Raw genomic sequence first — 12,949 nt, 5'->3', positions numbered from 1 at the left:
TATGTTAAAAGAACCAGATATATTTGCACAAGAAGTAATTGCGTTTATTAGGGATAATGAATAGGAAAAATAGTAGTACTATTTTAAAAAATATTCTACAAAATTGGATATGAAATTGTGGATGTATTTTTTATTTATATTAACTTTTTTTACAACTAAATAGTGATTTCTTTTTATTCCATTTTTACTAATACGTTTAAAAACAATATTCTCAGACACTTTAAAGGAGTTTAATTGCCATTTTGGGGCGCAAAAAACCCCCATGTTAGATTCAATCATCGATAAAGAAACCTCTGTAAATGGAATAGCTGATACTTTATTTGGTGTTACGTTATTTGGTTTTAAATAGTGTTCATATATAGAGACACTATCCAAAGGATAAGAATGTATGAGCATATGTATATCAGAAAAATGATTAGAATCCAAAAAATCTAAGTCGTTTAGCTTATTTTCTTTATGCATTACAGCGTAAATTTCATCCTCAAACAGCTTAATACTTTTTAATTCCTTAGAAATAGGTTTAAAGGTAACTATTGCTACATCAACTTCATTAGCTATTAATTTTGAAATAATTGGATGTCTAGAATCTAAGTTTAAATCAATATTAATCTCTGGGTAAAGAATCCCCATTTGTTGAACAAAATTAGGAATAGAGTGTAAAAAAGATTGGCATTCTGCACTTAAAGTTATAGAACCTTTAGAACCTTCTTTAATGTGTTTGATTGAATTAAAACTATGATCAATAGAAGTGAATAATTTGTTTGCTAATTTATAAAGTTCGTTTCCTTCATCAGTAAGATTCCATTTGTTTCTACTTCTATTAAAAACTTTAAAACCTAAACGTTCTTCAAGGTCCTTTAATTGATGACATAAGGCAGATTGAGTTAAAAATAAGCGTTCAGAAGAATTGGCAATACTACCTTCTTCTGCAATTGTTTTAATAAGTCTAAAGTATTTTAATTCCATCTCTCAAAGATACAATACATAAATATGTGTTATGATTGATAAATTTTCAACTACGAGAGTTAAAGCATTCAATTAAATTTCTGGGATATTATCATTTAGGACAATAATTTTAACACTAAATATGATGGTGAACAATGTAATATGTTCTCGCATATTTATGTAACAGCATTAATATAGCATTAAGTACAACAATAAAAAAATATATGAAAACAATAGGTTTAATAGGAGGCATGGGATGGGAGTCTTCTAAATTATACTATGAGCGTATTAATAAAAAAGTTAATAAGGTTTTAGGTGGTTCTCATTCGGCAAAAATTATAATGGTTTCTGTTGATTTTGGGGAAATTGAAAAATTAACTTTCAGAAATGATTGGGAGGCAATTAGCAAAATTATTGTTAAAAGTGCAAAACAGTTAGAGAAAGCGGGAGCAGATATGGTAGTGTTATGCACTAATCTTATACATATTGTGAGTGATGAGATTATTAGAGTTATTACTATTCCATTTATACATATCGCTACCGCTACTGCAGATGCTATTCTTAAAAAAAGACTTAAAAGAATTCTCCTCATAGGAACAAAATACACTATGGAAAAAGATTTTTATACTAATACTCTTAAAGAAAAAGGACTAAAAATAGTTATTCCGAATAAGGAAGATAGGAATATTATTCACAATATTATTTACGAAGAATTACTAAAAGGAGTGTTTAATGATAAAGCAAAACAAAAGATTTTAAAAATTATTAAGAATACAGAATTTGTAGAAGGGGTTGTTTTAGCATGTACAGAACTACCAATGCTTATTAAAGAAAAAGATATATCTATTCCATCGTTTGATACAGGTAATATTCATGTAGATAAAATAGTAAAAACGGCACTAGGTATAGAAAATACGAAGTATATAGATATTAAAAATATAGCAAAAGGTATTTGTTTTGAAAAACATTACCTGCCAGAAGAAAAAATTGAAAAAGAGTGGCAAAAGTTAAAAAATAAAATACTTTAATTATCTAAGCAATACATGCTTCGCATTTTCCTTGTATTAATAATTGAGAAAATTCTATTTTTCTATTAGGGATTTTAGGAAGAGTAACATTTACAGGTAAACAATCCATTTTTCCGCAACTTAGACATTGAAAATGAGGATGTATATCGTTATGTTCAGATGCAGAACACCCATTACATTTTGCATACCATTTATGGCCCTCTTTGCCTAAAAAAGAGTGTAAAACACCATCGTCTTCTAATTTATCTAATACACGGTAAATAGTGGTTTTATTGAATGAAGTATGTAATTCGTCAATTAATTTTTTTGCAGAAATAGCTGTAGCACTAGTGTTAAACTCCTTAAGTAAAACTTCAACAGCCTTTGTTTTTCTTATTACTCCCATAAAACAAATATAACGCAACAGTGTTGCATTAACAAATAATATCTTTACATTTGCAACTCAGTTGTAATAATAATTTTATAAATGATATTAATTAAACAGAGGTCAGATATTTTAGGAACTTTTGCAAGTTCATTATGTCTTGTTCATTGTGTAGCCACTCCATTTTTATTTTTAGCACAAGCTGGTTCAGCTACATTTTCCAGTGGTCCGCCAACATGGTGGAAGTTTATAGATTATTTTTTTCTTGCTATTTCATTTTTTGCTATTTATTGGACTACAAAAACAACAACTATAAAGTGGATTAAACCAATGTTTTGGTCTAGTTGGGGAGTATTATCAGTAATTATCTTAAACGAAAAGTTAGAAATATTTTCTTTCCCAGAAGCTATTATATATATTCCTTCTATTGCTTTAGTGGTATTGCATTTATATAATAGAAAACATTGTAAATGTAGGACTGATAAATGTTGTGTAAATGAGAAATAAATATGATTTAACCTATCGAGAAAGAAAAACGATAGCTAATTTGGAAAATGGAGACCTTATAGAGCCTGAAATCCAGGAATGGGAAAAACATTTATTTCTGTAACAATATCAACGACCCATAGAGTATTAGTATATTGCAGCATACAAAATTTAAGATGGTACAAACCAATAATCTTACATTTAAATATAATAATAAGGAAGCTGTTTTTCAATTCCCAAACATAACGTTACAGGAGCAAGAAAGTTTACTTATTCTAGGAAAGTCTGGAATAGGAAAAACAACACTTCTACACCTTTTGGCAGGTCTATTACAGCCTACTAGTGGTTCTGTAGTAATAGATGAATTGGATATAAATGCCTTGTCGCATTCGCAGTTAGATAACTTTAGAGGGCAAAATATTGGTCTTGTATTTCAAAAAAGTCATGCAATTACCTCTCTAAGTGTTTATGATAATTTAAAGGCGCGTCTCTTTTTTAGTAAAAAGAACATAAACCGTACAGAGATTGATATTTTACTAGAACAATTAGATTTAACAAATACTAAATATAGTACGATAAATGAGCTTAGCGAAGGACAATTGCAGCGTCTTGGCATTGCTATGGCGGTAATTCATGGTCCAAAAATTATTCTAGCAGATGAACCTACCTCTAGTCTAGACAATGAAAATTGTAGCATTGTAATGCATTTGTTGCAGCAACAGGCGCAAAAAAATAAGGCAAATTTAATAGTCATTACTCATGATGCACGTATTACATCATCCTTTAAAAATGTACTTACGTTATGAATAACTGGATTATAAGTATTAAAAATCTTCTTCATAAGCCTCTTTATGCCTTTCTTAGTATATTTTCTTTATCTATTAGTGTTGGTTTATTATTAGGAATTCAGCAACTCGATACCTCCATACAAAACCAATTTACTAATACATTAGGGAATATAGAAATGGTGGTAGGAGCAAAAGGAAGCCCTTTGCAATTAGTACTTTCTTCGGTATTGCATATAGATAATCCAACAGGAAATGTTAAGTATTCTGAAGTAGAAAAATTAAAAAAGAATCCATTAATAAAAAAGGCTGTGCCAATATCCTATGGAGATAATTTTAAAGGCTATCGAATTGTTGGTTCTACATTAGAGTTTGCTAAAATTTATGATGCACAACTCTTAAAAGGAAAAGAAGTAGAAAATTCTATGGAAGTAGTTTTAGGGAATAATGTAGCCCAAAAATTAAATTTAGAAATAGGAGATACATTTATAAGTTCACACGGTTTAACAGAAAATGCAATAGAGGAACATAAACAATCTTTTAAAGTTGTAGGTATCTATAAACCAACCTATAAAGTTATTGACAAGCTTATTGTAACTAACCTAAGTAGTATTTGGGACGTACACCATCATGAAGAAGAGGAAGAAGAGGAAGTTCATGAAGCGCATGAACATCCTACTCAAAAACATGAAGATAAAGAAGTAACTTCTATTCTGGTTTCTTTTAGAAATCCTATGGGGTTAATGACCATGCCAAGAAATATTAATGTAAATTCTAATATGCAAGCAGCCTTACCTAAATATGAATTAGATAGGCTATTTCGTTTTACTGGTGTTGGCGTTAAGGCAATTTCGTGGATTGCTTATATTATATTGCTTATTTCATGTATTACCATTTTTATAAGTCTATACAAAATGGTAAAAGAGCGTTCTTTTGATTTAGCTTTAATGCGAACCTATGGAGCAAGTAATTTTCAATTGTTTCGTATTATAGCTTTTGAAGGAATTGTAATAGTCTTTATTTCCTTATTTTTTGGGTTTTTATTTGCTCAGCTTGGGTTATATTTTATTGTTACCCTCTTTAAATCTCAATTTCAACAAGATATTATACTTACATATTCTATTAAACAAATGTTAAATAACATTTTAATAGTAATACTTATAGCAATGGTATCCATTTTATTTGCCATATTTCCCTTATTAAAAATGAATATTTCTAAAATTTTAAGTGATGAAAAGTAAATTCTTTTATCTGTTATTAATGTTCGCTTCTATGAGTGCTGTGGGGCAGGTAAACCTTACATGGGATGATTTGGCTGATATAGAATACACAGAAAAATATTTTATCGCTTATGATTCTAATTTTCTATACCCTGAATTTAGTAAAAAAATGGCTAGCCTAGCAGGTAAAGAAGTTACATTATCCGGTTATTTTTTGGATGTTTCTCCAGATGGAAAATTACTTGTATTGTCTAAAAACCCTTTAGCCTCTTGCTTTTTTTGTGGAAAAGGAGGACCAGAAACTGCTGTAGAAATACAATTTAAAAATAAACCCAATTTTAAGACCGATGATGTAGTGGTAATAACAGGAACATTAAAACTTAATAAAGACGATATAGAACACTTTAATTATATTCTTACTGATTGTTCAGGTATGGATATGAAATAATGGAATCCTTTAATTGCTAAATAATTTTTAAAAATGAACAGAAGAAAATTTTTTAAAAATGGATCGCTACTTACATTAGGAACAACAGTATTACACCCTTTTACAGGTAAAGCCAACACTATCCCATTTTATCTTCAATCTAAAAACAAAAAGGCAAAGAATATTATTATAGTTGTTAGCGATGGTATGAGTACAGGTACTTTAAATATGGCTGATCTTTATCTTTCAAGAAAAACAGGAAAAGGTTCTAATTGGTTACAACTATACAAAGATAATAGAGTTAATAGAGCTTTAATGGATATGGCATCTGCAAGTTCTATGGTTACAGATTCTGCTGCAGCAAGTTCTTCTTGGGGTGGAGGAGTACGTATAAGTAATGGTACAATTAATGTAAGTAAAAGTGGAGAAGTACATTTACCTATATGGCAAAAATTTAAACAAGCAGGTAAAAAAGCTGGTTGTGTTACTACCGTTCCAATTACCCATGCTACTCCGGCAGGTTTTTGTATAAATTCTAAATCTAGAAATGAGCAGGAAAAAATTGCAGAGAAATATTTAGAGCAAAAGTTTGATGTTATGATGGGAGGGGGAGATAAGTACTTTTCTTCAGAAAACAGAAAAGATAAAAAAGATATGTATAATGACTTTGTAAAAAGCGGTTATGAAGTAGTAAAAACAAGAGATGCTATGTTTTCTGCTACTAATGACAAACCTATTTTAGGCGTTTTTCATTATGACGGACTTCCATATTCTATAGATAGAGAAAACAATAAGGAAATATTACAAAAAGTGCCTACGCTTGCCGAAATGACTCAGAAAGCTATTGAAGCTATGAAAGACCATCCTAATGGTTTTGTATTGCAAGTAGAAGCAGGAAAAGTAGATTGGGCTGCACATGGTAATGATATTTCTGGCCTTATTTATGACCAAGTAGCTCATGATGAGGCTATACAAGTAGCAATGAATTTTGCAGAGCAAGATGAGGAAACTTTAGTAATTATAACTACCGATCATGGTAATGCAAATCCGGGAGTTATTTATGGGGGTAAGGCTAATGAAAATTTTGATTCCATTCAAAAATATAAACATACAAATGATTGGATATTAAATGGAATAGGGAGAGAAACTTCTGTAGCACAAATAAAAGAAAGAATAGCGTATGCTAATAATTTTGAGCTTACAAATGAGGAAGCAAAATTAGTATTAAGCTATTATTCTAACTTACAAAAAGAAGAAGGGCTTTATAATCCAAAGAATCTTCCGTTTAAGGTTTTGGCTGAAATTCAAAAACAACATAATTCTGTGGGTTGGATTAGTATGCAACATTCTGCCGATTATGTAGAATTAGCCATGTATGGCCCTGGCAGTAGTTTATTAAAACCATTTATAAAAAATACAGACCTTCATTATTTAATGTTAGAAGCTGCAGAAGTTGAAAATACGTTTTAAAACAAAACGTATAAAAATAACAATATCATTTTCTTTTTTTATTTTTGATTTAACAGATAATATAATTTGATAAACCAAAAATCCATAGCAGTTTTACCTTTTGTCAATATGAGTAATGATATTGATAACGAATATTTTTGCGATGGAATTACAGAAGAGATTATTAATGCTTTAACCAAAGTAAAGGGTTTAAAAGTTATTGCGCGTACCTCTTCTTTTGTATTTAAAAACAACAATTTAGATGTTCGCCATATAGGAAATCAATTAGGTGTTGCAACGGTTCTTGAAGGAAGCATAAGAATCTTTAATAAAAGAATTCGTATAAATATTCAATTAATTAGAACAGACGATGGTTTTCAGGTCTGGTCGCAAAACTTTGATAGAAACCTAGATGATATTTTTGAACTTCAAGATGAAATAAGCCTTATAATAGCAGAAAAAATAAGAGAAAATTTCGGGCACTTAAATATTTCAGAACATATATCTATAATAGGTACCAAAGATATTAATGCATATAAGTTATACTTAAAAGGAAGGGCATACCAACTTAATTGGGATTTAAAAGATTATTTAAAAGCGATAGACTGTTATAAAAAAAGTATTGAAATAGATTCTGATTTTTATGATTCATATTTTGCAATAAGCAGGTCATATGGCATTCTTTCTAGTTGGGGAGCCATAGATAAAAATAAAGGTTTAAAGGATGCTAAGAATTATTTAGACCAAGGTTTAAAAATTAATCAGGATTCTTATTTAGGTTATTTTTCTACCTCTTCATTATCTTTTTGGAATAATTGGAATTATACAAAAGGTATTACTTACTTAAAAAAGACATTGCACCAAAACCCTAGTTATGCTATTGCATACGAAGGCATCGCAGAAATTTACATAGCTACCAATCAATTACATAAAGCATTATCTAATATAAATAGAGCCATAGAAATTAGTCCTTTATCTCCAAACCATTATTTTACAAAAGGAAACATCTATTTTTTAAAAAAGGAATATACAACCGCAATTCATTATTTAGAAGAATGTTTAAAAATTGATACTAATTTTACTTTGGCGATAGAAACCAAATTAGCTTGTTATATGTTTCTGAATGATGCAGATAAGTTCCATAACTACATTGCAACAATGCCACAATTAATTAGCCCCAAGGTCTGTGAGGCTCTTTTTAATGCGATAAACAATAAACAGGTTGAAATTGATTTAACTACAATTAAGATAGATGTTGATGAAAGTTTCAAAAATGTTTATCCATGGCATTTTTATTTTCTGGTTCATCTGGGAAAGATTAATAAAGCTATGCAGGTTTTTGAAGAAAAGATTAATCTAAAAATAGGGCAGCTTGTTAATTTTAAACTAGACCCTTTTTTAAATCCGCTACGGGAACACAAACAGTATCAAATAATTGAACAACAAACCATATCTTCTGATTTACTTTCTGAAAAAGAGGAAGAAGTAAAAATTCTTAAAAAAGAAACTTCAAATTCTTTAAATAAAATAGAAATAGCTGAGAACAAATTACTTTTAGAAAATTTTATTGCAAGTAATGAGCCTTACCTAAATTCTAATCTTTCTCTAAAAAAACTAGCGGAAAGTATACATCTACACCCCAATAAATTGTCGTGGCTTCTAAATGCTGAATACGATAAGAACTTTAATGATTTTATAAATCAATATAGATTACAACATTTTAAAACTCTAGCTGCAAATCCCAAATTTAAGAATATTACCATTTTAGGATTAGCTTATGACAGTGGTTTTAATTCAAAAAGTGTTTTTAACACCTATTTCAAAAACGCAGAAGGGGTTACTCCTAGTCAGTGGATGAAAGCACATAGCAAGTAATTTTTAAATACTTTGTAAATTCTTAAATACACACTTTCAGAGTAAGTTTATAAAACATTCACAAGAAAACTTCATTTAATATTTGTGACAGGGTTTTGAGTATTTTATTATCAATTATTAGGTGTAAATTCTCAAGTAAATTCTAATAACTCGTATTCATTTTTTACAAATAGTCCTCTTTTTTCAATATATGAAAATAGGAAAATACTATGCTCTAATTTTAATGAAAACCAAATAAATTCCGAACGTTCTAAATTATAATTTAGGACGATTGACGTTCCATTACACTACATATTTGCAGTATTAAATCATTTAATATCAATCAATAAAAAAGCAATTATGAATTTATTTAATCAGAAAATAAAAAACAGTAGTAAGCATAAAGAAAGGAAAAAATTACACCTTTTTAAGCTAGCCTTTTTACTATGCATTACCGCATTTGTAGCTTCATGTTCTAGCGATGATAATAACATAGAACCTCCAAGACCTGAAGGTATAACAACTACGAAACAACTAGCCACATATTTAGAGAATATTGTAAACACTACTGAGGTTCCTGGCTTTTCAGTAAATGTAAGTGTAGAAAATGAAGTGGTCTTTCAAGAATCTTTTGGCTATGCCAATATTGCAAATCAAACGCCCTATACCAATCAAACAATAAACAATATGGCATCGGTAAGTAAAACCTTTGTAGGTGCGGCTACAGCAAAAGCTATTGAACAAGGGTATTTTACTCTAGAAACAGAAATTAATGACCTTTTACCTATTGCTATTAGCAATCCTAAAATGCCAAACGGAAGTATTAAAATTAAGCATCTGGTTACACATACTTCGGGGATTGTAGATGTACCAGAAACCTATATAGCTACAAACTATTACATTTTACCAGGAGAAGATATTACAACAAATATTGGCAGCATATTAGTAAACGAATTGGGGATGCAGCAAATGGAACAAGTAGAGTTAGATGCATATCTCGTTGAGATTTTTGATGAAGACGGAGACCTCTACAATTTGGATAATTATTTGGAGGTACTACCCGGTGAAACTTGGGCATATTCTAATGATGCAACATCGTTAATGGGCTATATTATTGCCTATGTTTCTGGGGAATCTTTTGATGCCTATGTAGAGAACTACATACTGAATCCATTACAAATGCAAAATTCAACATTTAATTTGGAGTCTGTAGATTTTCAAAATGCAGCTACTCAATATTATGATACAAACGAAGCCTTTCCTATCTATGGAAATCATGGCTATGTAGAAGGTGGCTTTTACAGTACTAGTGATGATATGAGCCACTACTTATTGGACATGATGAAAGGTGCAAGGGGAGAATCTTCTGTTTTATTCTCTAGTGAATATTACGAATTATTATTTACGGAACAATTGGCAGATGGAGTAGTGCCTAATGCTTTCGCTGAAAATCATGGATTGTTTTGGTATATGAAAGATGGTAATCTAATGCATGGTGGTAACAGTTTAGGGGTTTCTACACATATACAACTAAAGCAAGATGGTTCTTCAGGCTTCTTCATTATTTCTAATATGGATGGCACTTTTACAGGTAATGAAGTAAAATGGGAAGAAGTAAAATCATTAATAACAGAAGGAATAGAAGAATACATTTCAAATAACTCCTAGTTATCTCATTGAGAACAACATCAATAATAAAATCAAAAAACGAACAATCATGATTTCATCAAATCAATTAAAAACAAACACCATGAAAAAATTCTTATTAGTTAGTATGTTATTTAGTGTTCTAAATGTATTTGCACAAAATAAAACAGATAGCAATGAGCACAATTACAGAATTAGTTTTCCGGCAATAACCTTAGGTAATATTGGAAAAGGAGGAGAAACAACGAATACACAACATATTGAACTACACATAAAACGCGAACTAGATGCTAAAAATATAGTTGGAATAAAATTGTCCACTTGGAGACTTTTTCAGCCAATGGGAATTCAATGGTGGGACGGACTAAAGGATAAAATAGATACCGAAAGTGAGTTCTACCCTGGCCATGTTCGAGAAACGGGAGTAGGAGTTACCTACCAGCGAATGCTTTGGAAAGGTTTATTTGCATCGGTTGAAGTTTTACCACAATACAAAACCTATTTAGATATAAATAATGACAAAATTGCTAACGGATTTAAGCTTTACACATCCTATCACGTTGGTTACCATTTTGCTTTTGGTAAAAAGAAACGCTTCTTTGTTGAACCTCAAATTCACGGTCAAAATTGGATATTTGATACCAATACTCCAGAAGAATTTAAAACGCTAGACAATAAATGGAAAAGTTATTTTCTTTTTGAACCCAACCTATATATTGGATACAAATTTTAAGTAACTATTTGAAACACACAAAAATGAGCACCAATAACTTACAAACAGTATTACTTGCAGGAGCTACAGGTTATTTAGGTAACTACATTGCACAAGCTTTAGTTGAAGATGCTATTAAAACCAAATTAATTGCACGGTCACCACATAAACTTAAAAATTTTGAAAGTAAAACGGTCAAAATTATAAAAGCAGAAGTAACAAAACCTGAGCAATTATTAGGAGTTTGCGAAGGTGTTACTACTGTAATTTCTACAGTTGGAATAACACGTCAAAAAGATGGTGTAACCTACATGGACGTAGATTACCAAGCCAATCTTAACTTACTTAATGAAGCAAAAAAAGCGGGAGTAAAAAGGTTTATTTACATTTCGGCCATTAATGGCGATAAGTACAGGTATCTTAAAATATTTGAAGCTAAAGAAAAATTTGTAGATGCCTTAAAAGCATCGGGATTATCGTATACTGTAATTCGGCCTAATGGTTTTTTTTCTGATATGAAAGACTTTTTAGATATGGCTAGAAAAGGAAAAGTGTATCTTTTTGGTAATGGAAATCAAAAGTTTAACCCCATTCATGGGGAAGATTTAGCTATTGTTTGCTTGCAGGCTATTAATTCAACTAGTAATGAAATTGTTGTTGGTGGTCCAGATATTCTAACTTTAAATGAAATAGGGGAAATGGCACTACATACACTACAAAAACCTGTAAAAATTGTTCATTTACCAGATTGGATAAGAAGGTTTATAATATGGGCATTACGAACATTTACATCAACCAAAACATACGGACCCATTGAGTTCTTTTTAACCCTCATGGCAGAAGACAATATAGCACCAAGGTTTGGTCAACAAAGGTTAGAATCTTTTTTTAATGAAAGTGTAAAACAATCTTGAAATGAAATCAAAAATAAAATTAGTAGTATTTAGTTTTCTGTTCACTACAAGTCTTTCTTTTGGTCAGAAAGATGCTATGACCTCTTTGATTAAAGACAGAATAAATCATACTATTGAGAGTCCTGTACATAGTATTTTAATTAATATTGAAAATGATACTTTCCACTATAATGAAGGCTTTGGTTTAAAGGATAAAGCCGGAGATTCTGTTTCTAAGAATAGTTCATTTAGAATAGCTAGTAGTACAAAACTATTTGTAGCTACCATTATACTTCAACTTCAGGAAGAAGGAAAACTTCATTTGAATGATAAAGTGTCCCTTTACTTAAAAGGTTTATCCTATCTTAATTTTGATGATTTTCACAATTTTGAAGAGCATAAATATGCCCAAGAGATTACTATTGAACAGCTGTTATCTCATCGTTCAGGGCTTGCAGATACTTTTATAGATAAAGAAGAAGAGTTTTTTAATTTGGTGTTTCAAAACCCTTTAAAACAATATTCTCCCCAAGAAATGATTGGCTTGTATTATAAATTCAATTTAAATAACAATCCACATTTTAAACCTAATGATGGCTGGTATTATTCCGATGTTAATTATGTACTCTTGGGCTTATTAATAGAGCAAATAGACCAAAAATCGCTTTCAGCAGCTATTCGAAATAGAATTCTAGAACCTTTAAAAATGAAGGATACCTATTTTGAGTTTTATGAAGAAGCAATTGAAGAAAACAACATTATACAACAGTATGTAGGCGATGCAAATTTTTCAAATATCAACACCTCTTTTGATTGGTCTGGTGGAGGTTTAGTTTCTACAAATACAGACTTGTCCATATTCATTACATCGCTTTTTAGTCTAAAATTGATTAATAAAGAATCTTTAGATAAAATGATAGATGTAAAATTTACCAAAACCCATGAAAGTAGATATGGTTTAGGTGTTTATGAGTTTGCTGTAAACGAACATATATTTTATGGCCATTTTGGTTTTTATGGCACATTTGTAGGTTATAGTCCTAAAACGAATACAACACTATCTTATAGTATTAGTCAAGCAAAACCTGGCTTTAATCCGTACCAATTTATAAGTCAATTATTAAAACATGCCAAATAAG

The 12,949-nt window shown here is 30.2% G+C and carries 13 protein-coding genes; 11 read left to right on the top strand and 2 right to left on the bottom strand.

What is annotated here, in order from left to right; all coding sequences use genetic code 11:
* Positions 1–78: 78 nt before the first annotated feature.
* Positions 79–966: a LysR family transcriptional regulator gene (locus CLV91_RS08830; RefSeq protein ID WP_121066590.1), complete on the bottom strand. Its 888-nt coding sequence runs from the start codon at positions 964–966 to the stop codon at positions 79–81.
* Between the two features lie 203 nt (positions 967–1,169).
* Here CLV91_RS08830 and CLV91_RS08825 point away from each other — a divergent pair, with 203 nt between their 5' ends.
* Positions 1,170–1,973 carry an aspartate/glutamate racemase family protein gene (locus CLV91_RS08825; RefSeq protein WP_121066587.1) on the top strand — a complete coding sequence of 268 codons (804 nt, stop codon included), beginning with the start codon at positions 1,170–1,172 and terminating at the stop codon, positions 1,971–1,973.
* Positions 1,974–1,977: 4 nt separating this feature from the next.
* Here the strand turns inward: CLV91_RS08825 and CLV91_RS08820 are convergent, their stop codons facing one another.
* On the bottom strand, positions 1,978–2,358 hold the full coding sequence (locus tag CLV91_RS08820) for a Fur family transcriptional regulator (RefSeq protein ID WP_121066584.1): 381 nt from the start codon (positions 2,356–2,358) through the stop codon (positions 1,978–1,980).
* 81 nt (positions 2,359–2,439) lie between these two features.
* On the opposite strand from CLV91_RS08820, the gene CLV91_RS08815 reads away from it, so the two are divergent.
* The 10 genes from CLV91_RS08815 (at position 2,440) to CLV91_RS08770 (ending at position 12,948) form a co-directional block, all read left to right on the top strand.
* Positions 2,440–2,844, top strand: coding sequence for a MerC domain-containing protein (locus CLV91_RS08815; RefSeq protein WP_121066581.1), 405 nt, complete (start codon positions 2,440–2,442; stop codon positions 2,842–2,844).
* Positions 2,845–2,999: 155 nt separating this feature from the next.
* Positions 3,000–3,629: an ABC transporter ATP-binding protein gene (locus tag CLV91_RS08810; protein WP_121066578.1), complete on the top strand. Its 630-nt coding sequence runs from the start codon at positions 3,000–3,002 to the stop codon at positions 3,627–3,629.
* Positions 3,626–4,849, top strand: a complete 1,224-nt coding sequence (locus tag CLV91_RS08805; protein ID WP_121066575.1) for an ABC transporter permease — start codon at positions 3,626–3,628, stop codon at positions 4,847–4,849. The genes CLV91_RS08810 and CLV91_RS08805 overlap by 4 nt, the downstream gene beginning before the upstream one ends.
* On the top strand, positions 4,839–5,276 hold the full coding sequence (locus CLV91_RS08800; RefSeq protein WP_121066572.1) for a hypothetical protein: 438 nt from the start codon (positions 4,839–4,841) through the stop codon (positions 5,274–5,276). Before CLV91_RS08805 ends, CLV91_RS08800 begins: the two co-directional genes overlap by 11 nt.
* A gap of 33 nt (positions 5,277–5,309) precedes the next feature.
* Positions 5,310–6,725, top strand: a complete 1,416-nt coding sequence (locus CLV91_RS08795) for an alkaline phosphatase (RefSeq protein WP_121066569.1) — start codon at positions 5,310–5,312, stop codon at positions 6,723–6,725.
* Positions 6,726–6,833: 108 nt separating this feature from the next.
* Positions 6,834–8,579 (top strand): helix-turn-helix domain-containing protein, encoded by a 1,746-nt coding sequence (locus CLV91_RS08790; RefSeq protein ID WP_121066566.1) that lies wholly within the window; start codon positions 6,834–6,836, stop codon positions 8,577–8,579.
* A gap of 339 nt (positions 8,580–8,918) precedes the next feature.
* Positions 8,919–10,226, top strand: a complete 1,308-nt coding sequence (locus CLV91_RS08785; RefSeq protein WP_121066563.1) for a serine hydrolase domain-containing protein — start codon at positions 8,919–8,921, stop codon at positions 10,224–10,226.
* Positions 10,227–10,275: 49 nt separating this feature from the next.
* Positions 10,276–10,938: a hypothetical protein gene (locus CLV91_RS08780; protein WP_211333207.1), complete on the top strand. Its 663-nt coding sequence runs from the start codon at positions 10,276–10,278 to the stop codon at positions 10,936–10,938.
* A gap of 23 nt (positions 10,939–10,961) precedes the next feature.
* Positions 10,962–11,831 carry an SDR family oxidoreductase gene (locus tag CLV91_RS08775; protein WP_121066557.1) on the top strand — a complete coding sequence of 290 codons (870 nt, stop codon included), beginning with the start codon at positions 10,962–10,964 and terminating at the stop codon, positions 11,829–11,831.
* A 1-nt stretch (position 11,832) separates the two neighbouring features.
* Complete coding sequence (locus CLV91_RS08770; protein ID WP_121066550.1) at positions 11,833–12,948, top strand: serine hydrolase domain-containing protein; 1,116 nt, start codon at positions 11,833–11,835, stop codon at positions 12,946–12,948.
* Position 12,949: the final 1 nt, after the last annotated feature.

The sequence above is a fragment of the Maribacter vaceletii genome, from assembly GCF_003634105.1.
GTDB classification, from domain to species: domain Bacteria; phylum Bacteroidota; class Bacteroidia; order Flavobacteriales; family Flavobacteriaceae; genus Maribacter_B; species Maribacter_B vaceletii.
This window is presented reverse-complemented; position numbering and strand designations above follow the sequence as displayed.